The organism is Pseudomonas sp. MWU16-30317 (genome assembly GCF_020515695.1).
In the GTDB taxonomy this organism is placed as follows: domain Bacteria; phylum Pseudomonadota; class Gammaproteobacteria; order Pseudomonadales; family Pseudomonadaceae; genus Aquipseudomonas.
In genome coordinates this window covers 103128-126938 of the sequence record NZ_JAIWJA010000005.1, presented here as the reverse complement: position 1 = coordinate 126938, position 23811 = coordinate 103128, and the positions used below count along the sequence as shown (strand labels likewise).

General features: G+C 60.8%; 19 protein-coding genes and 2 tRNA genes. 9 read left to right on the top strand and 12 right to left on the bottom strand.

Going from position 1 to position 23811, the window contains the following annotated elements:
- Positions 1 to 76: 76 nt before the first annotated feature.
- The 8 genes from ruvB to LIX93_RS15810 form a co-directional block, all read right to left on the bottom strand.
- The gene (ruvB, locus tag LIX93_RS15845; protein ID WP_226505008.1) at positions 77 to 1138 is read right to left on the bottom strand and encodes a Holliday junction branch migration DNA helicase RuvB; all 1062 of its coding nucleotides are present in this window, start codon (positions 1136 to 1138) and stop codon (positions 77 to 79) included.
- Complete coding sequence (ruvA, locus tag LIX93_RS15840) at positions 1139 to 1750, bottom strand: Holliday junction branch migration protein RuvA (protein WP_226505007.1); 612 nt, start codon at positions 1748 to 1750, stop codon at positions 1139 to 1141.
- Between the two features lie 129 nt (positions 1751 to 1879).
- Complete coding sequence (gene ruvC, locus LIX93_RS15835; protein ID WP_226505006.1) at positions 1880 to 2404, bottom strand: crossover junction endodeoxyribonuclease RuvC; 525 nt, start codon at positions 2402 to 2404, stop codon at positions 1880 to 1882.
- A 137-nt stretch (positions 2405 to 2541) separates the two neighbouring features.
- On the bottom strand, positions 2542 to 3288 hold the full coding sequence (locus LIX93_RS15830) for a YebC/PmpR family DNA-binding transcriptional regulator (protein WP_226505005.1): 747 nt from the start codon (positions 3286 to 3288) through the stop codon (positions 2542 to 2544).
- A 170-nt stretch (positions 3289 to 3458) separates the two neighbouring features.
- Complete coding sequence (gene aspS, locus LIX93_RS15825) at positions 3459 to 5234, bottom strand: aspartate--tRNA ligase (protein ID WP_226505004.1); 1776 nt, start codon at positions 5232 to 5234, stop codon at positions 3459 to 3461.
- A gap of 145 nt (positions 5235 to 5379) precedes the next feature.
- Entirely contained in the window at positions 5380 to 5601 is a 222-nt protein-coding gene (locus tag LIX93_RS15820) for a zinc ribbon domain-containing protein (RefSeq protein WP_226505003.1), read from the bottom strand.
- Positions 5602 to 5742: 141 nt separating this feature from the next.
- Entirely contained in the window at positions 5743 to 6099 is a 357-nt protein-coding gene (locus LIX93_RS15815; protein WP_226505002.1) for a ribbon-helix-helix domain-containing protein, read from the bottom strand.
- A gap of 272 nt (positions 6100 to 6371) precedes the next feature.
- Positions 6372 to 6842 (bottom strand): Dps family protein, encoded by a 471-nt coding sequence (locus LIX93_RS15810; RefSeq protein ID WP_226505001.1) that lies wholly within the window; start codon positions 6840 to 6842, stop codon positions 6372 to 6374.
- A gap of 397 nt (positions 6843 to 7239) precedes the next feature.
- Here LIX93_RS15810 and LIX93_RS29665 point away from each other — a divergent pair, with 397 nt between their 5' ends.
- Entirely contained in the window at positions 7240 to 7842 is a 603-nt protein-coding gene (locus tag LIX93_RS29665; protein ID WP_275948752.1) for a cold-shock protein, read from the top strand.
- A gap of 68 nt (positions 7843 to 7910) precedes the next feature.
- Here LIX93_RS29665 and LIX93_RS15800 read toward each other — a convergent pair whose 3' ends face one another.
- Together LIX93_RS15800 and LIX93_RS15795 are read right to left on the bottom strand one after the other, a co-directional pair.
- Positions 7911 to 8117, bottom strand: a complete 207-nt coding sequence (locus tag LIX93_RS15800) for a SlyX family protein (protein ID WP_226505000.1) — start codon at positions 8115 to 8117, stop codon at positions 7911 to 7913.
- Positions 8114 to 8545 carry an HIT domain-containing protein gene (locus tag LIX93_RS15795; RefSeq protein WP_226504999.1) on the bottom strand — a complete coding sequence of 144 codons (432 nt, stop codon included), beginning with the start codon at positions 8543 to 8545 and terminating at the stop codon, positions 8114 to 8116. Before LIX93_RS15795 ends, LIX93_RS15800 begins: the two co-directional genes overlap by 4 nt.
- A 909-nt stretch (positions 8546 to 9454) precedes the next feature.
- On the opposite strand from LIX93_RS15795, the gene LIX93_RS15790 reads away from it, so the two are divergent.
- The 4 genes from LIX93_RS15790 to LIX93_RS15775 all read left to right on the top strand — a co-directional run bounded on the left by LIX93_RS15790 (position 9455) and on the right by LIX93_RS15775 (position 15197).
- Entirely contained in the window at positions 9455 to 10789 is a 1335-nt protein-coding gene (locus tag LIX93_RS15790) for an OprD family porin (RefSeq protein WP_226504998.1), read from the top strand.
- A gap of 213 nt (positions 10790 to 11002) precedes the next feature.
- Positions 11003 to 12337 (top strand): OprD family porin, encoded by a 1335-nt coding sequence (locus tag LIX93_RS15785; protein ID WP_226504997.1) that lies wholly within the window; start codon positions 11003 to 11005, stop codon positions 12335 to 12337.
- 159 nt (positions 12338 to 12496) lie between these two features.
- Positions 12497 to 14212: a proline--tRNA ligase gene (locus tag LIX93_RS15780; RefSeq protein ID WP_226504996.1), complete on the top strand. Its 1716-nt coding sequence runs from the start codon at positions 12497 to 12499 to the stop codon at positions 14210 to 14212.
- 13 nt (positions 14213 to 14225) lie between these two features.
- The gene (locus tag LIX93_RS15775) at positions 14226 to 15197 is read left to right on the top strand and encodes a hypothetical protein (RefSeq protein WP_226504995.1); all 972 of its coding nucleotides are present in this window, start codon (positions 14226 to 14228) and stop codon (positions 15195 to 15197) included.
- A 3-nt stretch (positions 15198 to 15200) separates the two neighbouring features.
- Here the strand turns inward: LIX93_RS15775 and dinB are convergent, their stop codons facing one another.
- The gene (dinB, locus tag LIX93_RS15770; RefSeq protein WP_226504994.1) at positions 15201 to 16262 is read right to left on the bottom strand and encodes a DNA polymerase IV; all 1062 of its coding nucleotides are present in this window, start codon (positions 16260 to 16262) and stop codon (positions 15201 to 15203) included.
- 276 nt (positions 16263 to 16538) lie between these two features.
- Here dinB and LIX93_RS15765 point away from each other — a divergent pair.
- From LIX93_RS15765 to LIX93_RS15750, 4 genes are all read left to right on the top strand, one after another.
- Positions 16539 to 16615 (top strand) — tRNA-Met (locus LIX93_RS15765).
- Between the two features lie 123 nt (positions 16616 to 16738).
- Positions 16739 to 16815 (top strand) — tRNA-Met (locus LIX93_RS15760).
- A 251-nt stretch (positions 16816 to 17066) separates the two neighbouring features.
- Positions 17067 to 19709 carry a bifunctional lysylphosphatidylglycerol flippase/synthetase MprF gene (gene mprF / locus LIX93_RS15755; RefSeq protein ID WP_226504993.1) on the top strand — a complete coding sequence of 881 codons (2643 nt, stop codon included), beginning with the start codon at positions 17067 to 17069 and terminating at the stop codon, positions 19707 to 19709.
- The gene (locus LIX93_RS15750) at positions 19709 to 21058 is read left to right on the top strand and encodes an AcvB/VirJ family lysyl-phosphatidylglycerol hydrolase (RefSeq protein ID WP_226504992.1); all 1350 of its coding nucleotides are present in this window, start codon (positions 19709 to 19711) and stop codon (positions 21056 to 21058) included. The genes mprF and LIX93_RS15750 overlap by 1 nt, the downstream gene beginning before the upstream one ends.
- A 673-nt stretch (positions 21059 to 21731) precedes the next feature.
- Here LIX93_RS15750 and LIX93_RS15745 read toward each other — a convergent pair.
- Positions 21732 to 23630, bottom strand: coding sequence for a potassium transporter Kup (locus tag LIX93_RS15745; RefSeq protein ID WP_226504991.1), 1899 nt, complete (start codon positions 23628 to 23630; stop codon positions 21732 to 21734).
- Positions 23631 to 23811: the final 181 nt, after the last annotated feature.

Sequence of the window (23811 nt, the reverse complement as noted above, 5' to 3'; positions counted from 1 at the left end):
GATTGATGCAGGGACATTTCAAGCGCCTGCCCTTCGGACCACCGAAAAGCCGAATAAATCTGTCGGATTCAAGGTTTCATGCCTCATCGAGTGGATCGCCGACGGCGCTCGCATTCAGGTCGCCCAAGCGGCCAGGAATATTCAGGCCAAAGTGCAGATAGGCATGGCGAGTCACCACCCGACCTCGCGGTGTGCGCATGATATAGCCCTGCTGAATGAGATATGGCTCCAGCACGTCTTCGATGGTGTGGCGCTCCTCGCTGATCGCTGCCGCCAAGCTGTCGACACCCACCGGACCACCGTCGAATTTCTCGATCATGGTCAACAGCAGGCGCCGGTCCTGGTGATCGAAACCGCGCTCGTCGACGTCCAGCAGGTTCAGCGCCAGATCGGCGATCGGCTTGGTGATATGGCCCTGCGCACGCACCTCGGCGAAATCGCGCACGCGCCGCAGCAGGCGGTTGGCGATCCGCGGCGTGCCGCGCGCACGCCGGGCGATCTCGAAGGCGCCTTCGTCCTCGATGGGCAAGCCCAGAATCTTCGCCGAGCGAATGACGATGGTCGCCAGATCGGCCGTGCTGTAGAACTCCAGGCGCTGAACGATCCCGAATCGATCGCGCAGCGGATTGGTGAGCATGCCGGCGCGAGTGGTGGCACCGACCAGGGTGAAAGGTGGCAGATCGAGCTTGATGGAGCGCGCTGCGGGGCCTTCGCCAATCATGATGTCGAGCTGGAAGTCCTCCATGGCCGGGTACAGTACTTCTTCGACAATCGGCGACAGACGATGGATTTCATCGATGAACAGCACATCGTGGGGCTCGAGATTGGTCAACATCGCCGCCAGGTCGCCTGGACGTTCCAGCACGGGCCCTGAGGTGCTCTTGATCGAGACGCCCATTTCCTGGGCGATGATGTTGGCCAGGGTAGTCTTGCCCAATCCGGGCGGACCGAAGATCAGGGTATGGTCGAGGGATTCGTTGCGCCCGCGGGCTGCCTGGATGAACAGCTCCATCTGCTCGCGCACGGTCGGCTGGCCGATATAGTCGGCCAGGCTCAGCGGACGAATCGCGCGGTCCTGCTGCTCTTCGCGATCACGGCCGCTGGGAGCGGCGGTGATCAGTCGGTCGGCTTCAATCACTTAGATCATTCCCTTCAGCGCACGCCTGATCAGATCTTCACTGCTCAGGCCCTTCTCTTTGATGGCCGACACGGCCTTGCTCGCTTCCTGCGGCTTGTAACCCAGCGAGATCAGCGCGCTGACCGCGTCGTGCTCAGCCGTAGCCACCGGCACACTGCTGCCTTGGGGCCCATCGGACACCAGCTGGAACATGCTCGGCACGGTTTCCCAGGCCTTGAAGCGGTCCTTGAGTTCCACCAGCAAGCGCTCGGCGGTCTTTTTGCCGACGCCGGGGATTTTCACCAGCGCCGAGGTATCCTGCGCCTGGACGCAGCGTACCAGCTCATCGACATCCAGGCCGGACATCAAGGCCAATGCCAGCTTGGGCCCGACGCCGTTCAGGCGGATCAACTCGCGAAACAGTTCGCGTTCGCGGCGCTCGAAAAAACCGTAGAGTAACTGAGCATCCTCGCGCACCACCAGATGGGTATGCAGGGTCACCGGCTGGCCGACGGGCGGCAGACGGTAAAGCGTAGTCATGGGCACTTCGAGCTCATAGCCGAGACCGTTGACATCGATAATCAGGTGCGGCGGCTGTTTTTCAGCGAGGGTGCCGCGCAAGCGTCCAATCACGTTTGTTCAATCCTGTTGGAGGATGCTTTCAAATACCAAGCGCAACGGCTAGAGCCGGCTGCCACAAGGCGATCATCATTGCAGGGATACGAGCGCCTGCAATTGAAAATTTGTTAATCGATGATGCTATCAGAGCCGTAGACGTCCGCCGCGGCTGCGTGCGCCGCTCAAGCCGTGAGGGATCAGGCTGGAGCGGGTATGCGCGTGGCACAAGGCGATCGCCAGGGCGTCGGAGGCATCGATCTGCGGTTTTTGCGTGAGTTTGAGCAAGTGCATGACCATCATCTGCACGGCTTCTTTGTTCGCCCCGCCACTGCCGGTGATCGCCTGCTTGACCTGGGTGGCCGAATACTCGGCGATCTCCAGCCCTTCTTCGGCCGCCGCGACAATCGCCGCACCGCGGGCCTGACCGAGCTTGAGCGCGGAATCGGCATTGCGCGCCATGAAGACCTTTTCGATGCCCATGGTCACCGGGCCATGCAGCTGGATCACCTCGCGCACGCTGCGGTAGACGATCTGCAAGCGTTGATGCAGCTCGCCACTGCCGGTACGGATACAGCCCGAGGCGATGTATTCGCAGCCACGGCCGATGTCGCGCACGACCCCATAGCCGGTGATGCGCGAACCGGGGTCGATGCCAAGAATTAATGTCATAAAGCTCGCAGCATGATGGAACGGTCGGTTAGACCCTTGAGAAGACAAAAGCCGCCGCGGTGCGGCGCTTGATCGGCGCCGAACCTTGACGGCTCGCATGATACTCGCTGGCGGCTTTCAATACCTGCCCAAAGGCCTCAGCCCAGCTGTTCCATGACCGCTTCGCTGATATCGGCATTGGAATAGACGTTCTGCACGTCATCCAGGTCTTCAAGCATATCGATCAGCTTGATGATCTTTTCCGCGCCCTCGACATCCAGCTCGGCGCTGGTGGTCGGCAGCATGACGATTTCCGCGTCGCTCGCTTTGAAACCTGCGGCTTCCAGCGCGTGGCCCACGGCATAGAAGCTGGCGAACGAGGTGAACACATCGACGGACCCGTCGGGGTTGCTGACCACGTCATCGGCATCGGCCTCCATGGCCGCTTCCATCAGCGCATCTTCATCGACACCGGCGGCGAAGGACAGCTGCCCCTTGCGATCGAACAGGTAGGCCACCGAACCGTCGGTGCCCAGGTTGCCGCCGCATTTGCTGAAGGCATGACGCACGGCCGCCGCAGTGCGGTTGCGGTTGTCGGTCATGCACTCGACCATCACCGCTACGCCGCCTGGGCCGTAGCCTTCGTAACTGAGCTCTTCGACGTCATCGCTGCCCGCCGCACCCGTGCCCCGAGCAACCGCACGGTCGATGATGTCGCGACTCATGTTGGCGCCCAGAGCCTTGTCGAGTGCCAGCCGCAAGCGCGGGTTGGAGCCCGGATCGCCACCGCCAGCACGCGCGGCAACCGTCAGCTCACGGATCCACTTGGTGAAGATCTTGCCTCTCTTGGCATCCTGACGCTCTTTGCGGTGCTTGATGTTCGCCCACTTGGAATGACCTGCCATAACGCAAACTCCGAATTCTGCTTGTGACATTCGCGGTGCCGGGCACCACACGACGGTAGATGTAGCGAGGGGGCTTGGCCCCGATGGCGGCATATCAGTCGCCTTGGGGTGGCTGATGTACTGCTATCGGGGGCAAGCCCCCTCGCTACCGGGTGGGACGATCGCCGTCCTTATTCTGCCTTGGTCTGCTCGCGCAGACGGATATGCAGCTCGCGCAGTTGCTTGGCGTCCACCAGACCAGGGGCCTGGGTCATGACGTCGGCAGCGCTCTGGGTTTTCGGGAAGGCGATGACTTCGCGAATCGACTGCGCACCGGTCATCAGCATCACCAGACGGTCAAGGCCGAAGGCCAGGCCACCATGGGGCGGCGCACCGTACTTGAGCGCGTCGAGCAGGAAGCCGAACTTCTCTTCCTGTTCTTCCGGCGAGATACCGAGCAGACGGAACACCGCCTGTTGCATTTCCTTGCGGTGAATACGGATCGAACCACCGCCGAGCTCGGTGCCGTTGAGCACCATGTCGTAGGCACGGGACAGCGCGCCTGCCGGGTTGGCTTCGAGCTCGGCCGGGCTGCACTTGGGTGCGGTGAACGGGTGGTGCAAGGCGCTGAAGCTGCCGTCTTCGTTCTCTTCGAACATCGGGAAGTCGACGACCCACATCGGTGCCCACTCGCAGGTCAGCAGCTTGAGGTCGTGACCCAGCTTGATCCGCAGCGCGCCGAGGGCCTCGCTGACGATCTTGGCCTTGTCGGCGCCGAAGAAGACGATGTCGCCATCGACCGCACCGACGCGATCGAGGATCACGTTGAGGTTGGCTTCAGGGATGTTCTTGACGATCGGCGACTGCAAGCCATCGACGCCCTTGGCGCGCTCGTTGACCTTGATGTACGCCAGGCCACGGGCGCCGTAGATGCCGACGAACTTGGTGTAGTCGTCGATCTGCTTGCGCGGCATGCTCGCCCCGCCCGGGACGCGCAAGGCGGCCACACGGCATTTCGGGTCGTTGGCCGGGCCGCTGAAGACCTTGAATTCCACCTCGGTGAGCTGGTCGTTGACGTCGACCAGTTCCAGCGGGTTGCGCAGGTCGGGCTTGTCCGAACCGTAGCGACGCATGGCTTCTTCGAAAGTCATGTGCGGGAATTCGCCGAATTCCAGATCCAGCACTTCCTTGAACAGGTTGCGGATCATTTTTTCGGTCAGGCCCATGATCTCTTTTTCATCGAGGAAGCTGGTCTCGATGTCGATCTGGGTGAATTCCGGCTGACGGTCGGCGCGCAGGTCTTCGTCGCGGAAGCACTTGGCGATCTGGTAGTAGCGGTCGAAGCCAGCGACCATCAGCAGTTGCTTGAACAGCTGAGGCGATTGCGGCAGGGCAAAGAAGCTGCCGGGGTGGGTGCGGCTCGGGACCAGATAGTCACGGGCGCCCTCAGGCGTGGCGCGGGTGAGGATCGGCGTCTCGACGTCGAGGAAGCCATTTTCATCGAGGAAGCGGCGGATGCTGGTGGTCATGCGCGAGCGCAGACGCAGCTTTTCGGCCATTTCCGGGCGACGCAGGTCCAGGAAGCGATAACGCAGGCGAGTTTCTTCGCCGACGTCGGAATATTCATTGAGCGGGAACGGCGGGGTTTCCGACTCGTTCAGCACTTCGAGGGAGTAACCCAGCACTTCGATGGCGCCCGAAGCCATGTTCGGGTTGACCGCGCCTTGCGGACGCAGGCGCACCTTGCCGGTCACCTTGACCACGTATTCGCTGCGCACACGGTCGGCGACGGCGAAAGTGTCGGCACGATCGGGGTCGAAGACCACCTGAGCCAGGCCTTCACGGTCACGAATATCGAGGAAGATGACCCCGCCATGGTCGCGACGACGGTGGACCCAGCCGCATAGGGTAATTTCCTGACCTTCCAGGCTCTCGTTCAGTTGGCCGCAATAATGGCTGCGCATCATGATGGTGGTTTCACTTCCAGTAATTCGAATTTCAGCCAGAGCTTAGCAAGGCGCAGGCAGATGTAGACGCAATAGTGCAAGACCCGGCGGGCCCAGGCAACCCGTGCAGCCCGACGGCTGCAGGTGATCCGGGCCCGGGAGCGGGCTATTCGGCCTTGTCGCCGCCGGCCAGGTTCTTTTTCGCGCCGGTCTTGAAGTCTGTCTCGTACCAGCCGGAACCGCTGAGGCGGAAACCGGGCATGGACAGCATCTTCTTGAGCTCGGGCGCGGCGCAGGCCGGGCAATCGGTCAGCGGCGCGGCGCTGATTTTCTGAATGACTTCCATCTGGTGACCACAGGAAGCGCATTGATAGTCATACATGGGCATTGGGACGTCTCTCAAGCAAAAACCGCGGCGCGCATAGGGCACGGCGCGGAGCGCAGTGCGGGCGCCGCGCGGCAAAGCGCGGGATTATATCCGGATAATGATGGCGGGTGCAGCCATGCACCGCAACCGCCATCGATTCCATCATGCCCGGGCGATCGCCGCCTCCAGCGAACCTTCCCGAAAGCCGTTCTGCAGATGCACCACGCAGACCACTCGCACCAGGCCGCTGAAGTTCTTCACCCCGCCGTAGCGCAGATGCACTTCGCGGTCGATATAAGAGAGCAACGCATTGATGGAGCACGCATTGGCCCGCGCAATGGTGGCCAGCACGTTCCAGTACACCGACTCGAGGCGCAGGCAGGTCGCAAAGCCGTTGAGCCGCACGGATTTGGATTGCGGTTGCGCCAGGGTCATATTGAAACTGTCGACGAAAGGATCGACTGCCGGTCGCCCGCAGGCGATACCACGCTTTCTCGCTGAAGTTGATTCCTTGTCCATAAAAGCACTTCCTTGAGCTTTCTCCCGACAGGCGCCGCGATGCGCAGCGCCTGCTCCCGGGCTTCATCAAGCCCGATCAGGCACAGCGCTCGCTATCGGCGAAGGCATCTAAGGATGTAGGAAGAGTCGCTATGGACGTAGGAATTTGCAGCCCCACCCCTGTGGGAGCGAGCTCTGCCAGCGAACCCATGTATCAGTCTCTACATCAGCGACCGACAGTTCGCTTTCGCGGGCAGAGCGCGCTGGCACAGCGGGAAGCGCAGGCTTCGAGATCAGCCTTCGAGCAGCGAACGCAGCATCCAGCCGGCCTTTTCGTGCACTTGCATGCGCTGGGTCAGCAGGTCGGCGGTCGGCTCATCGCTGACCTTGTCGAGCAACGGGAACAGGCTGCGAGCGGTTCGCGTCACCGCTTCCTGGCCTTCGACCAGTTTGCGGATCATTTCCTCGGCGCTCGGCACGCCTTCGTCTTCCTTGATCGACGACAGCCGCGCGTAAGTCGAATAAGTGCCAGGGGCAGGGAAACCCAAGGCGCGGATGCGCTCGGCGATGGAGTCGACCGCCAGCGCCAGCTCTGTGTACTGCTCCTCGAACATCAGGTGCAGGGTGCGGAACATCGGCCCGGTCACGTTCCAGTGAAAATTGTGGGTCTTGAGGTACAGCACGTAGGTGTCAGACAACAGCCGCGACAAACCGTCAACGATGGATTTGCGGTCTTGTTCGCTGATACCGATATCAATGGCCATGAAAATCCCCTTTCAATGAATGGCTTTCACCTGATCTGGTGTGCGCGCCACTCTAGCAACAGCCGCGCTGGCGCGCATCCCCGGGGCTGATTTGCGCATCCTTTTGTCCCGTCCTCGCCCCTTCAAGCCAGGGTCCGAGGATGCCTCGCACATATATTGAAACCACCTATCCGACAAATAGCCGGATTACGTAACCGCTTGATTTGAGAAGACCTCACCTTTGCTGTTAAATAGGTCGGTGCACCTGAGTCGCTTCCGGGCCCTCGTTTTCAGGGCTCTTGTTTTCAGCGCTCGGGTGCCTTGGCTGATCTCTCCCCTTGCTGTCGCTTCTTCTATTCATGGGCGTTGGGTGCGACATCAGCTCTTCCTCGTGATCCGCCTGAGTGAGTCAATCGACATGTTGAAAATCGTTCACCTACTGACCGGGGCCGCCGCTTTGCTGCTGTCCTTCATTCCCAGCCTGCGCGCCGAAGCGCTTCCCTACCTTTCCCAACCTGATGCTATCTACCTGGCCTTTTTCGGCCTGCTCAATCTTCTGATCGCCCCCGTTGTGCCGCAATGGCACAGAGGCACCCGCCAGCAACTGCAAATCGTTGCCAGCGCGCTGCTGATCCTCGCCGTGGTCCTGCAGACCATCACCCTGCTTGCACCGTTGCCGATGCTGGCGGGTCAGCCGGCTATCCTGCTCAGCTTGTTGTGCGCCGTGGCAGCTGTTGCCCTGCATCTGGGCGCAAGCTTCTACCGTGCTCGCACGCCTGCCCCGGCAGTCAACTACGACATGACCAACCGCGATACCGGCACGGTGAAGTGGTTCAACACCTCCAAGGGCTTCGGGTTCATCTCCCGGGACTCGGGTGATGACATCTTCGTGCACTTTCGCGCTATCCGCGGTGAAGGTCACCGCGTACTGGTCGAAGGCCAGCGCGTGGAGTTCTCGGTGATGAACCGCGACAAGGGCCTGCAAGCCGAAGACGTGATCGCGGCCTCGCCTCGCCGCTGATCCGCAGCTGTAAAAAAACCGCGGAGCCTGTACGGGTTCGCGGTTTTTTTTCGCCTGTCGTCAGCGAATCAGTAGTGCGGCGGAGGCGCTTCCTGCTGGCCTGGCTCGAACTGCCCGGCCGATTCTTCCTGACGCTTGATCAAGGCCGCCATCCGCGCCTGTAGCCGCTCAATGTCACGCTGCTGCTTGATCAGCTCATCGCTGAGTGACTGGATGGTGTCATCCTGAAACGCCAGGCGGCTTTCCAGATCGTTTACCCGGCTTTCCAGGCTCATGAGGCATCACCTGCCAGGGTCAAGCCGGCCAGTTGCAAAGCCTGCACTCGGGACCTGATCTCCTCTACCTGAGCCGCACTGTAAGGCACGGCCGCTACTTTGCCCCATACTGGACTCGGCCAGGCGGTATCGGTCTTGAAGCGCACAATCACATGCATGTGCAATTGCGCGACGACATTGCCCAACGCGCCAATATTCATCTTGTCGGCGGAGTAACTCTGGTGCAGCGCCGCCGCCAGCGTGGAGGTCTCCTGCCACAGCTGTTGTTGCTGTTCGGCACTCAACTCGAACACTTCGCTGATATCAGCCTGGCGCGGCACGAGAATGAACCACGGGTAGTTGGCATCGTTGCTGAGCAACAAACGGCACAGCGGAAAATCACCCAGCAAGAGGGTGTCTTGTTGCAGACGGGCATCGAGAGAAAACACTGCAGGATCTCCAAGGCAGCAGGAATTGCCTGGCCCGATGATCGAAATCGAGCCGCTGCGCGCAGGATACGCTCGATTGGCTCGGGGATCACCGTTCTTGCCGATGCTCCATTTTGGCCCCACGTGCACCCGCACATGAACCACTTCTGTCTCGCCGCCCGGCAATGCCCCGTTATCGCCCGCAGTTACCAATTTTCGCACCGTTACCGAACACGATTGGAAAACTGCTGACCCGAAAACGCTTATAACGGCCAGCGATAGCATTAGAAGTGAATTTTCAAGAGGCACGCACCGCTCTAGCTCAAGCATAAAATGGAATAACCATACTAGTTGCGAAAAGCCAGACCTCGAGTAACATCAGCCCGCCCAGTGCTACTTTTCGCACCATTAAAGAACAACCTGAGCGATGGCAGTGCGCCATGTTGACAATCCGCGACTATTTTCAGCGGCCGCCCGGTAACAAAACCGTAAGCTTGCTAAAGGTATGCTGAGATGAAATGCACGGTTGTGGAAAATTCGAAAGCCGTTGACAGCCCCATTTTACGGGGGTTCCGAGCGGAAAATTAAAAAAAGTGAAAATTTTGTTGGCGGCTGGTACGTTTGTGCACGCTTGTTGCTAAGACTTATTAGACGAGAACATCAAAGGGTTTAAGGACCGTTTGAAGGTTCCAGGCAAACGGACAGGCTGAAGGCGCCGCTTTTATTGTAATGGGCGACACGAAAAGCGTCTTTTGCGACATTGAGGATTGTAATTGCGACATTAAGATAAAAAGTCCAACACATCCTGCTTCATAAAGATTATTGAATTGGGCCGGAATGGCGAGTCGCCTTCCGACACGAAAAAAAGAACTAGTCGTTACCTATATAAAGACGGCAGTTCCCTGACTAAAACCAAAGGAGCAATCATCGATGAAAGTCATGAAGTGGAGCGCAATCGCTCTCGCAGTTACCGCCGCAAGCACCCAACTGGTCTTCGCCGCACCGTTCGTGTCCGACCAGGCCACTGCGAAGGGCTTTATCGAAGATAGCACCGCGACCGTTCTGCTGCGCAGCATCTATTGGAACCAGGACAACAAGGGTTACCACAACCGCGACAACAAAGATTGGACCACTGCGGCACTGGGTAACTTCAGCTCGGGCTACACCACTGGCACCATCGGTGTCGGCTTTGACGCCTTCGCCTATGGCGCTTACGCGATCAATTCCAAAGGCGGCGGCACGGGCAACATTTCTGCCGATGCTGACGGCGATCACGACACTGGCGGCAAAGCCGGCGGCGCAGTGAAGTTCCGCATCTCCAAAACCGAACTGAAAATCGGCGACATGTCGCCAAGCACCAGCCCGGTATTCGCTGTCGGTGGCTCGCGCATCATGCCGCAAACCGCGAGCGGTGTGAGCTTGCAGAGCAGTGAACTCAAAGGTCTGGACGTTGAACTGGGTCACTATACCTCGTCGACCTCTTCGGCTTCGACCAACCGTGACGGCGGCCTCTATGCCACCTACGCTGGCGTACAAACCGACGCAGTCAACTTCGGCGGTGGTCGTTACGCCGTCAACGATCAACTGACCGTTGGCGCCTACATGTCGCAGTTCCATGACATCTGGAACCAGTACTACGGCAACGTGAACTACGTTCTGCCAATCACTGGCGACCAGTCGATGACCTTCGACTTCAACTACTACAACACTCAGGATTCGGGCCAGGCCAAGGCCGGCGACATCAACAACAATACGTTCTCCCTGGCGGCAGCGTATTCGTTCTTGACCGCCCATACCGTCACCCTGGGCTTCCAAAAGGTCAACGGCAGCACGCCTTTTGACTATATCGGCGTAGGTGATAACAAAGGCGGCGGCGGCGGCGACTCAATCTTCCTGGCCAACTCCATTCAGGTTTCCGACTTTAACAGCCCTGGCGAACGCTCGTTCAAACTGCAATATGACCTGGCAATGGCCACCTACGGCGTTCCTGGCCTGTCCTTCATGGCCCGTTATGTCTACGGCGATAATATCCATGCAGCCACCCTCGGCAGTGTCTACAACTCCGACGGCACCAGCGGCTTCAACAGCAGTGGTGCTACCCACAACGAGACTAACGTAGAAGCCAAGTACGTGGTCCAGGAAGGCCCTGCTAAAAACCTGTCGTTCCGTACTCGCCTGGCTTGGCATAACGCCAGCGGCGGTCAGGTCGACGGCGACGGCAACAACTTCCGTCTGATCGTCGACTACCCAATCACCATTCTGTAAAGAATGCGCTGACCCAGTAGTCTCTAGAAGCCCGGCCATCGCGCCGGGCTTTTTCATGCACGCGCCGCGACAAACGGCCCGCCCCTTGCATCTCCCGCCTCGCACCACCTCTCGAACCAAGTCGGAATGCCGAGTCGCTATCCGGCAACGCAATACTAGCCGCTACCTACAGAAGGACGGCAGATCCAGACTCACTCAAAGGAGCAATCACCGATGAAAGTACCAAAGTGGAGCGCAATCGCGTTCGCCGTCACAGCAGCGACCAGCCAATTGGCCTCGGCCGCTGCTTTTGTAAGCGATCAGGCAGACGCCAAGGGCTTCGTTGAAGACAGCACCTTGAACCTGCTGCTGCGCAACTACTACTTCAACCGCAACACCCTTGGCGGCGGCAATGACCCCCGCGACTGGACGCAGAGCTTCCAAGGCGTGTTCAGCTCGGGCTTCACCCAAGGCACCGTAGGTTTTGGCGTCGATGCATTCGGCTACGCCACCTACAAGCTGGACGGCGGCGACGGTCACACCGGTTCGGGCAACCTGCCGGCTGGCGACGGCCAATATGGTAAAGCCGGGGTTGACGCCAAAGTGCGCGTCTCCAAGACTCAGTTGACCATTGGCGACATGCAGCCCACCACCAGCCCGGTATTCGCCGTCGGCGGTAGCCGCATCGTTCCGCAAACCGCAACCGGCATCCAGATTCAAAGCAGCGAAATCAAAGGCCTGGACCTGGAAGGCGGTCATTTCACCTCCACCACCAGCGGCACCAGCACTGCCCGTGGCGGCAACCTGGGGTCGGCCTACACCAGCATCTCGGCCGACTCGATCGACTATATCGGCGGCCACTACGCCGCCACCGACGCCTTCACGTTTGGCCTCTATGCATCGAAACTCGACGATCTCTGGAAACAGTACTACGCCAACGCCAACTACGTGTTGACGTTGCCCTCCGACCAATCGGTGACGTTCGATTTCAACTACTACAAGACCAAGGATGACGGCTCGGCCAAACTGGGCGATATCGACAACAACACCTTCTCCCTGGGCGCCGCCTACACCTTCCTGACCGCACACACCGTGACCCTCGGCTTCCAGAAGGTCAACGGTGACACGCCGTTCGACTACATCGGTGTTGGCGGTCGCAAGGACAACGGCGATGGCATGGCCTTCGGCGACTCGATCTTCCTCGCCAACTCCGTCCAATACTCTGACTTCAACGGCCCGGGCGAGCGCTCGTGGAAAGCCCAATACGGCCTGGACCTGGCGACCTATGGGGTTCCCGGCCTCAGCTTCATGACCCGTTACGTGTACGGCGATCATATCAATGCAGTGGCCTCCGACAGCGCCTATACCAGCTATGGTTTTTCCAGTACCTCTGATGACGCTAGCCACCACGAATGGGATCTGGAGGCCAAGTACGTCGTACAGACCGGGCCGGTCAAGAACATGTCGTTTCGCATGCGTCAGGCATGGCACCGTTCGAGTGGCGGCCAGGCCGACGGCAGCGTCGACGAATTCCGCCTGATGGTGGACTACCCTATCTCGATCCTGTAACCGAGGTGTCCGAAACGCTTGTAACACCCGAGAAAGCCCGGCCCGCGCCGGGCTTTCTCCATTCAGCCGGCGCGACAAACGCCCTGCCCTGTACGTCTCCAGACCAGCACCGTACAATGCCCGCCTTACATAAAATTCAGCAACAGACAACGGCCTACCATGCGCACCAGTCAATATTTGCTCGCCACCCTCAAAGAAAACCCTTCCGATGCAGTGGTTATCAGCCACCAGCTGATGCTGCGCGCCGGGATGATTCGCAAACTCGCGTCGGGCCTCTACACCTGGCTGCCGATGGGGCTGCGCGTGATGCGCAAGGTCGAGCGCATCGTGCGCGAGGAAATGGACGCCGCTGGCGCCCTCGAAGTGTTGATGCCTGGCATCCAGCCCGCCGAGCTGTGGCAGGAATCGGGCCGCTGGGAGCAATACGGCCCCGAGCTGCTGCGCCTCAAGGATCGCCACGGTCGCGAATTCTGCGCCGGCCCGACCCACGAAGAGGTGATCACCGACATCGCCCGCAATGAATTGAGCAGCTATAAACAGTTGCCGATCAACCTGTACCAGATCCAGACCAAATTCCGCGACGAGATTCGCCCACGCTTCGGTGTGATGCGCGCCCGCGAGTTCATCATGAAGGACGCCTACTCCTTCCACGCCGATCAGCCGTCGCTGCAGGTCACCTATGACCGCATGCACCAGGCCTATTGCAACGTGTTCACCCGCTTGGGCTTGAAATTCCGCCCGGTAGAAGCCGACAACGGCTCGATCGGTGGCGCTGGCTCCCATGAGTTTCACGTGCTGGCCGAGTCCGGCGAAGATGACATTGCCTTCAGCGATGGCTCCGACTACGCCGCCAACATCGAAAAAGCCGAGGCCGTGCCACGGGAAACCGTACGCCCTGCCCCGAGCGAAGAACTGCGCCTGGTCGACACCCCCGATGCGAAAACCATCGCCGCCTTGGTCGAAGGCTACAACCTGGCCATCGAGAAAACCGTCAAGACGCTGATCGTGCGTGCCGCCGAAGAAGGCAAGCTGATCGCCCTGGTGATCCGTGGCGACCACGAGCTCAACGAAATCAAGGCAGGCAACCATCCGCTGGTCGCCAGCCCGCTGGTCATGGCCACCGACGCCGAGCTGCGTAATGCCATCGGCGCAGGCGCGGGCTCCCTGGGCCCGCTGAACCTGCCCCTGCCGTGCATCATCGATCGCTCGGTGCAGTTCATGAGCGACTTCGGTATCGGCGCCAACATCGACGACAAGCACTACTTCGGCGTCAACTGGGAGCGTGACCTGCCGCTGCCGGAAGTGGCCGACCTGCGCAATGTCGTCGACGGCGACCCGAGCCCGGACGGCAAAGGCACCCTGAGCATCAAGCGCGGTATCGAAGTCGGGCATATCTTCCAGCTCGGCACCAAGTACAGCGAAGCGCTCAAGTGCCAGGTGCTGGGCGAAAACGGCAAGCCTGTGACACTGGCCATGGGGTGCTACGGTATCGGCGTTTCGCGCGTGGTGGCAGCCGCCATCGAGCAGAACAACGACGCCGGCGGCATCATCTGGAGCGACGCCCTGGCACCGTTCCAGATCGCCCTGGTACCGCTGCGCTACGAAACCGAACAGGTCCGCGAGGCCACCGACAAGCTTTATGCCGAGCTGACCGCCGCCGGTTTCGACGTGCTGCTGGATGACCGCGACAAGAAGACCAGCCCCGGCATCAAGTTCGCCGACATGGAGTTGATCGGTATCCCGCACCGCATCGTGGTCAGCGACCGCGGCCTGGCCGAAGGCAATCTGGAATACAAGGGCCGTACCGACAGCGAGCCTCAGGCGCTGGCCGTTGCCGACGTGCTCGAGTTCATCCAGGCTCGCGTGGGCCGCTGACGGCAGACCGATCATGGACAAACCAAAGCCCCTGGCGGCCAGCCCTGTACTGCCGCTAGCGCTTAAAGGCGCCGCCTTGTGCGGCGCTTTGTTCCTCGCTGGCTGCGCCAACCACATGTCGCCGCGCAACGAACACGAGGAACGTGTAGAGCGCAAATTGCTCGAGCACAGCGTGCAGATCGACGTCGGCGAACCAACGACTCTCGACGAGCCGCAGCGCCGTGTGCGCGTCAACGAACACCGGACTTTCGAAGTCACCGAGTTCGAAGTCACCCGCAACTATGACCGCTATACCCCCTATCAACCTTGGCGCAAGGTCTACGAGATCCCGCTGGGGGCCGTCGCCGTGGTGGGTGGTGTGGGCGCCAACGTGGTCAATATCTTCGCTTTGGGCCGCCTGCCCGACAGCGTGACCCACGACTGGATCACCGATGGTCTGGCCGGCCTCAATCCGGCGATGAACATGCCCTCCAGCGGTCGCGCCGAACAGAACCTGGCCAGCGTCAAGGAAGTACAGAAGGACAAACACCGGGAGGTCATCAGCCTGCCGTGGAGCAACCGCCCGGTAGACGTGACTGCAGGTAGCCACCTGTACTCGCTCACTACCGACCGCGAGGGAGTGGTGCGGGTCAATCTGCTCGACAGCCCGTTCGCCGACAACAGCCTGCGCAACGTCGCACGCCTGCAATTCAGCGCCAAGGACGACGACGACCATACCCATGGCGAGGCGTCCCTGGACCTGAGCAATGATTTGCGAAGCAAACTGGTGGAAGCGCGTGGGCTGATTTTCGATGATCTGGAGGACGACGAAGTTGGCCAGTGGGTGCATCGCGTCAAGCGCCTGTCGGAGCTGGGTTTCGAGGCCGAGGCGGCTGATCTGGAGCAGAGCCTGATCGAGCTGACGCGCAACGACCCGGAACTGCAGCACGATTTTCTTCGGGCCTTGGCCCGCGCTGGCCGCCATGTGACGGTACCGAATCACTGACGCTCAGGAACTGAACAGCTCCAGCTGTTCATGGGCGCCGCGCAGGTCGAGCAGGCGCACACCGATGCCCAGCAGACGCACCGGCTTGCCGCCGCGCGCGAATGCCTGAGTCAGCAACTGCTGATAGCTGTCGAGGTCGCGGCCTGCGCCCGCCTGCTCCAGGGTGGTCTGGGTGAAATCGTGGAACTTGACCTTGACGAAAGGCTTGCCGGGGCGATAGCTGCTGTCGATCCGCGCCATCCGCCCTTCGAGCGTCGCCATCAGCTCCGGCAGCTTGTCCAGGCAACTGGCCAAATCTGGCAAGTCCTTGTCGTAGGTGTTTTCCACACTCACTGACTGACGCCGGCTGTCGTTCTGCACCGGGCGCTCATCGATGCCCCACGCCAGACTATAAAGGCGTTCGCCGAAACTGCCGAACTCGCGCACCAGTTTGAGCTTGCTCCACTGCCGCAGATCCAGGCAGCGCTCGATGCCTTGGCGTTGCAGCTTGTCAGCGGTGACCTTACCGACCCCGTGCAACTTGCTGACCGACAGGTCGGCGACAAAATCCTCGACCTCCCCCGGGGTAATCACGAACAGTCCATCGGGCTTGCGCCAATCGCTGGCAATCTTGGCGAGAAACTTGTTCGGCGCCACCCCGGCCGACACGGTGATATGCAGACGCTTGGAAACCTTGCGGCGAATATCCTGGGCGATACGCGTGGCGCTGCCGGCAAAATGGGCGCAATCGGACACGTCCAGATAGGCTTCATCCAGCGACAAGGGTTCGATGAGGTCGGTGTATTCGCGAAATATGGTGTGAATCTCGCGGGAGGCTTCTTTATAGGCATCCATGCGCGGCTTGACGATCAGCAGGTCCGGGCAGAGCTTGAGGGCATGTCGCGATGACATCGCTGAGCGCACACCGTAGGCACGCGCCTCGTAATTGCACGTAGCGATTACCCCTCGGCGCTCGGCCGAGCCGCCGACAGCCAACGGCTTGCCCGCCAATTGCGGGTCATCGCGCATTTCGATGGCGGCATAAAAACAGTCGCAATCGACGTGGATGATTTTGCGTTGGGTCATGGTCGAGTGGAGCTCTGCCCTGGAAAACCGTGTGAACTGGTATTTTGTACAGTATCGCATCGACAGCTGAATGCCGCATCTGTTGTGGGAAAATTCCTTGGTGAGCGGCCACCCAATTTATTTTATCAATCGAAAATAGTCCTTCGATAGGTCTCAAACCCCCGCCCCTGCTGCTCTGGAGGCCCTTCTTAGCTCGCTAAGCGATTGAACGAAAAGAATTTTCTGAAAATCATCGTTTGACAAGGCAGCGCGTCCCTGTAGAATCAACTCCACAGACGCGGGATGGAGCAGTCTGGTAGCTCGTCGGGCTCATAACCCGAAGGTCGTCGGTTCAAATCCGGCTCCCGCAACCAAACATCAAAGAAGGCCACTTGAAAAAGTGGCCTTTTTTGTATCTGCCTCTTTTGTCTTTTTTCAGTTTTATCAAATAGATCCTTGACACGCAGTCGAGAATCTATAGAATGCGCATCCACAGACGCGGGATGGAGCAGTCTGGTAGCTCGTCGGGCTCATAACCCGAAGGTCGTCGGTTCAAATCCGGCTCCCGCAACCAAACGTCGAAGAAGGCCACTTGAGAGAGTGGCCTTTTTTGTGCGCGCTAAAAAAACTGACATTTCAATCCCTTAGACTATCGTCAATGTCACCAGCGCTGGCCCAATCGTGAAACTTCCTCTAAAGCTTCGCACGGGTTCGCCGCTAAATGGTCGTACGGGTTAACATTGGAATTACACTTTTTTTTCAGATGGACAGGTAAAAAAGACTGGATTGGCTGAATCCCGTCGTCCAGCGTCCACGAGGTTTTTGATGCGCCCCGACTCACAGGAAGTTGACACCAGCAGTGCTCCCGTCCACCCCGTAGATCCTCGACGCCTGCGCTGGCTGGAACTGCTGAGCCGCTATCGGCAGCCGATCGGGTTGACGGTGACGCTGTTGTTGTTCGGTATTGCGTTGATAGCGTGTTGGCATTTGTTGTTCGAGATGGATATATACGCCCTGCACGACTCGGTGTTGAGCACGCCGCGCTCTTCGCTGGCAGGCGCGTTGGCCGCGACGGTGGTCGGCTTTATCGTGTTGCTGGGCTACGAATGGTCCGCGAGCCGATACGCCGGCGCCGATCTCAAACCGGCGACGCTGGCATTGGGCGGCTTCACCGCCTTCGCCATCGGTAACGCCATCGGCTTGTCGCTGCTGTCCGGTGGCTCAGTGCGCTACCGCCTTTATTCACGCAAAGGCATGGGCGCTACCGAAGTCGCGCGCATGACTCTGTTCGCCAGCCTTTCCCTGGGTTGTGCGCTGCCGCCACTGGCGGCTCTTGCGACGCTGAGCGATTTGCCCGCTGCGGCAACTGCCCTCGGGCTTTCGGAAGGCCTGCTTGGGAGCGTCGCCTGCGCCGTCCTGCTGTTGTTCGCCGCCTTGGCTATCGGCATCTACCGTCGGCGCCTGCCGGAACAACCCATCGCCAACAATCTGCTGGTCCGCGTCGGGCGCCGTACCTTGCGCTTGCCGACCCTGCGCCTGACCCTGCTGCAATTGGTGATCACTGCCCTCGACGTGGCAGCCGCCGCGACCGTGCTGTATTTGCTGTTGCCCGAAACACCGCCGTTCGGCGCCTTCCTGCTGGTGTACCTGCTGGCCCTGGCAGCTGGGGTGCTGAGCCACGTGCCCGGCGGCGTCGGGGTGTTCGAAGCCATCTTGCTGGCCGCGTTCGCCGATCAGATAGGCGCGGCGCCCCTGGCAGCGGCCCTGTTGCTGTACCGCATCATCTATGTGGTACTGCCGTTGCTGGTCGCCTGCGTGATGCTGCTGATCAACGAAGGTCGGCGCTTCTTCTTTGCCCAACAAGCCATTCGCGTGGCCTCCGGGCTGGCGGCGCCAGTGCTCGCACTGCTGGTGTTCCTGTCTGGCGTAGTGCTGCTGTTTTCTGGCGCAACCCCTGAAATCGACACCCGTCTGGAGCATATGGGCTTTCTCCTCCCCCATCGGCTTATCGACGCCTCGCACTTCGGCGCCAGCCTGATCGGCGTGCTCTGCCTGCTGCTGGCTCAGGGCCTGCGTCGGCGCCTGTCCGCCGCGTGGATGCTGACCACCATTCTGCTGCTGGTCGGCGCGCTGTTGTCGCTGCTCAAGGGTTTCGATTGGGAGGAAGCGACCATGCTGACCCTCACCGCCGCCTTGCTGGCCGTGTTCCGCCGCTCCTTCTATCGCCCTAGCCGCTTGCTGGAGGTGCCGTTCTCGGGCGTGTGGCTGGTGTCGAGTGCCTGCGTGGTGGCGTCTTCGATCTGGCTGCTGTTCTTCGCTTATCAGGACGTGCCCTACAACAACCAGTTGTGGTGGCAGTTCACCCTGGATGCCGATGCGCCCCGTGGTTTGCGCTCGGCTCTGGGCAGCGCGGTGCTGTTGATCATCGTCGCCCTGACCTGGCTGTTGCGCACGGCGCGGCCGACCATCCATTTGCCGACCCCGGAAGAACTCGAGCGCGCCGCCCGTATCCTCGCGCATTCCAGTCAGCCGGACGGTGGCCTGGCCCTGACCGGCGACAAGGCACTGCTGTTCCACCCTAACGACAAGGCGTTCATCATGTACGCCCGGCGCGGTCGCAGCCTGGTGGCGCTCTATGATCCGATCGGCCCGACTCAGCCACGGGCAGAGATGATCTGGCAGTTCCGTGACCTGTGCGACCTGCACCACGCCCGCCCGGTGTTCTACCAGGTGCGCGCCGAGAACCTGCCCTTCTATATGGATATCGGCCTGACTGCCATCAAGCTCGGCGAAGAAGCCCGCGTCAACTTGCACACCTTCGACCTCGAAGCCAAGGGCAAGGAGATGAAGGACCTGCGCTACACCTGGAATCGCGGCACCCGCGACGGCCTGTCGCTGGAAGTCTACGAACCTGGCACCGCTCCGCTGGATGAACTAAAAATCATCTCAGACGCCTGGTTATCAGGTAAGAATGTGCGCGAAAAAGGCTTCTCCCTAGGCCGGTTCAGCGCCGACTACCTCAAGCATTTCCGTATTGTCATCGTCCATTTCGAAGGCAAGCCGGTGGCCTTCGCCAACCTGCTCGAAACCGATCGCCACGACCTGGCCAGCCTGGACCTGATGCGCGCGCATCCTGAGGCGCCGAAGCTGACCATGGAGTTCATGATGGTCGGCTTGATCCAGCACTACAAAGCCAAGGACTATGCGCGTTTCAGCCTGGGGATGGTGCCTTTGTCCGGCTTGCAGACGCGGCGTGGCGCCCCGCTGACCCAGCGTCTGGGTTCGATGGTGTTTCAACGCGGCGAGCAACTGTATAACTTCCAGGGGCTGCGTCGCTTCAAAGACAAGTTCCAGCCTGACTGGGAACCTCGTTATATGGCCGTGCCCGCAGGACTCGATCCGATGGTGGCATTGGCTGATACTGCCGCCCTGATCGCGGGCGGCTTGACTGGATTGGTGAAACGCTGATGATTCGACGTTACGGGCGAGCAGTTCTCGTCACGCTGGTGGTATTGATCCTCGCGCTGGCGGGCGGTTACTGGCTCTGGAACCGCCCTGCCCCGGCGGCCCATGTGGAGCAAATCGCCCTGAGCGACGGCAGCAAGGCGGCATTGGTGACCCCGGGCACGCGCATCAAGTCGCGAGTGGCACTGGCGGTTCCGGCCGAGCAGATGCTCAATGACAACCAGTTGCTGGACCTGAGCCAGTCCGGCTCGGCGCAGATCCTCCAGATCGTCCTGCCCAAAGACGATTGCACTCTGCAGGCCCAGGCATTGCAAGCCGGCCTGAAGAAGCTCGATGGCGCACCTGACGTGGTCAGCGGCATCGGCCCTGGTGCGACCCTGGCGTGGCAATGGCTGGCCAGCCAGAACAACGACAAGGCCCAGGCCATCTCGGTGGACTTCACCATCGAGCATGCCGAGGAACCGGACCCGGACGCGCCGAAGCCAGCCGTGCCGCCGCCGCCCTTCGAGCCCAAATGCAAGACGCCACTGATCAAGTCCGCACCCCACGGCAAATGGACCGTGGCCTGGAATGACAACCCGGACGACGTCGCCGCTGCCTTCGTGCGCGACCAGCCCAACGCTCAGACCAGCATCAGTGACTACGATGTAAACCTGCCACAGGTGATGAAGAATTCGCTGACTGACGTCCTGGTCGGGCAATCCGCTGGTCAGTTGAAGATTCCAGTGGTGGAGGTGCCTGCGGGGCAATCCTCCGACACCGTGACGCTGTTCCTCTCCGGTGACGGTGGCTGGCGCGATCTGGACCGCGACGTAGCAGGCGAAATGGCCAAGCTCGGCTACCCGGTGGTGGGTATCGACACGCTGCGCTACTACTGGCAGCACAAGAGCCCGGAGGAAACCGCCTACGACCTCGCTCAGCTGATGCACTTCTATCGGCAGAAATGGGGCACCAAACGCTTCATCCTGGCCGGCTACTCATTTGGCGCCGACGTGTTGCCAGCGGTCTACAATCGCCTGCTGCCCGAAGACCAGAGCCACATCGATGGCGTGATCCTGCTGGCCTTCGCCCGTACCGGCAGCTTCGAGATCGCAGTCGAAGGCTGGCTCGGCGCAGCTGGCAAAGAGGCCCCCACCGGACCGGAAATGGCCAAGCTGCCCGCTGCCAAGGTGCTCTGTGTGTACGGCAAGGAAGAGGCAGACGAGACCGGCTGCACCGAGGCCACCGCTCCGGGCACCAAGCTGGAGCTGCCTGGCGGTCACCACTTCGACGAGAACTACCCGGCACTGGCTAAGCGCCTGACGGATGCGATCGACAAGTTCCAGGGTAAGGAAGACACTGCTCAGAAGTGATTTTTCGGTGGTGATGAATAGCCCGAGTTCTTTATGGATTCGGGCTTTTTTGTTGGTGGTGAGGGGGCTGGGGATTGGGGTGCGGCTCTGCTTGCGCTCCAGCCTGGGCGGCGCCCCACATTGGCCCCTCGCTGACGCTCGGGGTTCCCGCGTTCCGGCTTCTGAATCGGTGGCACGCCGCGAATCGCTCTCCATGGCTCAACGCGGCTTCCCCGGCATCCATGCCGGGAAGCCACCGATTCAGAAGCCTCCACGCGGCCTGCTGGAGGGGCACCGCCCAGGCTGAAGCGCAAGCAGAGCCAGTCGGAAGTTGAGGCGCCACCGCTAACGCTTTTAAAAGCTCGATAACGCCGCAAGTATCACTGTTCTGCTTTCGAGTCGGCCTTGGGGTCGCGGCCCCCTTCCAGCAGGCCGCGCTTCGACGTGCTGGCGAGGGGATAGCCGGCATGGATGCCGGCTAAGCCCCGTTGGGCCACGGAAGGCCCATCGGGGCGTGCCCCTCGCCAGTGCGTCGAAGTGCGGGAACCCTGAGCCAAAGCGAAGGGCCAATGGCGGGGGCCGCGACCCCAAGGCCGGCTCGAAAGCAGAACCACCCCGATCCAAAGTGCCCCGCCAACGACCGATCAACCAAAAACCGACCTGCAAGATGCCCTCAAACCCGCACCAGCAACCATCACATCTCTACTTGGGTACCCAACTCGATCACCCGATTAAGCGGCAGATTGAAGAAGCGCAAATTACCATTGGCGTTCTTCAACATGAACGCAAACAACGCCTCGCGCCACCTAGCCATGCCAACGATCTTCGAAGCGATCACCGTCTCGCGACTCAGGAAGTAGGTAGTGCGCATCGGGCTGAAATCCAGCTCATCCAGATGACACAGGGCCAGCGCGCCAGGCACATCGGTCTCGTCCATGAAGCCGAAATGCAGGATCACCCGGAAAAAGCCTTCGCCGTAGCTTTCCACCTCGACCCGGCGCTCGGCACTGACCCGCGGCGTGTCTTCGTTGAGTACCGTCAGGAGTACCACTTGCTCGTGCAACACCTGGTTATGCAGCAAATTATGCAGCAGCGCGTGGGGCACCGCGTCGGAGCGTGCAGTCAGGAACACCGCGGTGCCCTGCACTCGGTGCGGCGGTTGCACGCGGATACTGCCGATAAAGATCGGTAGCGGCAGCGCGCCCTCGTCGAGGCGCTCGACCAGCAGCTGTTTGCCGCGCTTCCAAGTGGTCATGAGGATGAACAGCACGGTGCCGGCCAGTACCGGGAAAGCGCCGCCTTGGACGATCTTCGGCACGTTGGCGGCGAAAAACAGGCCATCCACCAGCAAAAAGCCGATCAACACCGGCACCGCCAGCAACGGTGGCCATTTCCACAGCAGCAACATGACCGCCGAGACCAGAATCGTGGTCATCAGCATGGTCCCGGTGACCGCAACGCCGTACGCCGAGGCCAGCGCACCGGAGGACTCGAAGCCCACCACCAGCAGGATCACACCGACCATCAGCGACCAATTGACCGCACCAATGTAGATCTGCCCCTCTTCTGCGCTCGAGGTGTGCTGAATGTACATGCGCGGGATATAGCCGAGCTGGATGGCCTGGCGCGTAAGCGAGAAGGCACCGGAAATCACCGCCTGGGAGGCGATGACTGTGGCCAGGGTCGACAGCGCCACCAAGGGAATCAATGCCCAGCTGGGTGCCAGCAGGTAGAAGGGGTTGCGTGCCGTCTCCGGATCGGACAGCAGCAAACCGCCCTGGCCGAAGTAGTTAAGCACCAGCGCCGGCAGCACCAGGATAAACCAGGCACGGGCGATCGGCTGGCGGCCGAAGTGGCCCATGTCGGCGTACAGCGCCTCGGCACCGGTCAATGCCAGTACCACGGCGCCAAGAATCGCCACGCCCATGCCAGGGTGGACCACGAAGAAGCGCACCGCCCACATCGGGTTGAGCGCCTTGATCACCTCGGGGTTCTGCACGATGCCATACAGGCCCAGCGCGCCCAGCACCAGAAACCACAGCACCATGACCGGGCCGAACAGCTTGCCGATACGCGCCGTACCACGGCTCTGGATCAGGAACAGCGCCACCAGCACCACCAGCGACAAGGGCACGACCCAATGCTCGATGCCATCGAAGGCCAGTTCCAGGCCCTCGATCGCCGAGAGCACCGACACGGCCGGGGTAATCATGCTGTCGCCATAGAACAGCGCCGCGCCCACCAGCCCGCACACCACCAGCAATGCCCGCAGGCGCCGGTGGTTGGCGGCGGCACGGGAGGCCAGCGCCGTCAGCGCCATGATCCCGCCCTCGCCCTGGTTGTCGGCGCGCAACACGAACAGCATGTATTTGATCGAGACCACCCAGATGAGCGACCAGAAGATCAGCGACAGGATGCCCAACACGCCATCATGGTTGACGGGAACCCCGTAACCTCCGGAAAACACCTCACGCAGGGTGTACAACGGGCTGGTACCAATGTCGCCATAGACCACGCCCACGGCCGCCACCAACATACCCACCGCACCGGGGCGAGAATGCCCGGTGCCCGCCTGACTGTTTGCCTGAACCATCAACCACTCCTGAAACCTGTACCTGGGCCCGCGAAAACTTTGAGGATCGGCGCACTTTTGTGCGCATCGGGTCCCGATTCTTTGCTGCCCATCACCGCGTGACCGAGCGCAACGCCGCGAAGCATAGCGCAGCACTCGTCGCATTTCCCTCTATAAAGCTGGTCAAGCGCCTTGGCCATGG

Coding starts and splice junctions, on each gene's coding strand:
- ruvC (WP_226505006.1), bottom strand. CDS start 2,404: ATGACATTAATTCTTGGCATCGACCCCGGTTCGCGCATCACCGGCTAT.
- aspS (WP_226505004.1), bottom strand. CDS start 5,234: ATGATGCGCAGCCATTATTGCGGCCAACTGAACGAGAGCCTGGAAGGT.
- LIX93_RS15820 (WP_226505003.1), bottom strand. CDS start 5,601: ATGCCCATGTATGACTATCAATGCGCTTCCTGTGGTCACCAGATGGAA.
- LIX93_RS15815 (WP_226505002.1), bottom strand. CDS start 6,099: ATGGACAAGGAATCAACTTCAGCGAGAAAGCGTGGTATCGCCTGCGGG.
- LIX93_RS15810 (WP_226505001.1), bottom strand. CDS start 6,842: ATGGCCATTGATATCGGTATCAGCGAACAAGACCGCAAATCCATCGTT.
- LIX93_RS15775 (WP_226504995.1), top strand. CDS start 14,226: ATGGACAAACCAAAGCCCCTGGCGGCCAGCCCTGTACTGCCGCTAGCG.
- LIX93_RS15830 (WP_226505005.1), bottom strand. CDS start 3,288: ATGGCAGGTCATTCCAAGTGGGCGAACATCAAGCACCGCAAAGAGCGT.
- LIX93_RS15785 (WP_226504997.1), top strand. CDS start 11,003: ATGAAAGTACCAAAGTGGAGCGCAATCGCGTTCGCCGTCACAGCAGCG.
- LIX93_RS15780 (WP_226504996.1), top strand. CDS start 12,497: ATGCGCACCAGTCAATATTTGCTCGCCACCCTCAAAGAAAACCCTTCC.
- LIX93_RS15750 (WP_226504992.1), top strand. CDS start 19,709: ATGATTCGACGTTACGGGCGAGCAGTTCTCGTCACGCTGGTGGTATTG.
- LIX93_RS15790 (WP_226504998.1), top strand. CDS start 9,455: ATGAAAGTCATGAAGTGGAGCGCAATCGCTCTCGCAGTTACCGCCGCA.
- mprF (WP_226504993.1), top strand. CDS start 17,067: ATGCGCCCCGACTCACAGGAAGTTGACACCAGCAGTGCTCCCGTCCAC.
- LIX93_RS15800 (WP_226505000.1), bottom strand. CDS start 8,117: ATGAGCCTGGAAAGCCGGGTAAACGATCTGGAAAGCCGCCTGGCGTTT.
- LIX93_RS15745 (WP_226504991.1), bottom strand. CDS start 23,630: ATGGTTCAGGCAAACAGTCAGGCGGGCACCGGGCATTCTCGCCCCGGT.
- LIX93_RS29665 (WP_275948752.1), top strand. CDS start 7,240: ATGTTGAAAATCGTTCACCTACTGACCGGGGCCGCCGCTTTGCTGCTG.
- dinB (WP_226504994.1), bottom strand. CDS start 16,262: ATGACCCAACGCAAAATCATCCACGTCGATTGCGACTGTTTTTATGCC.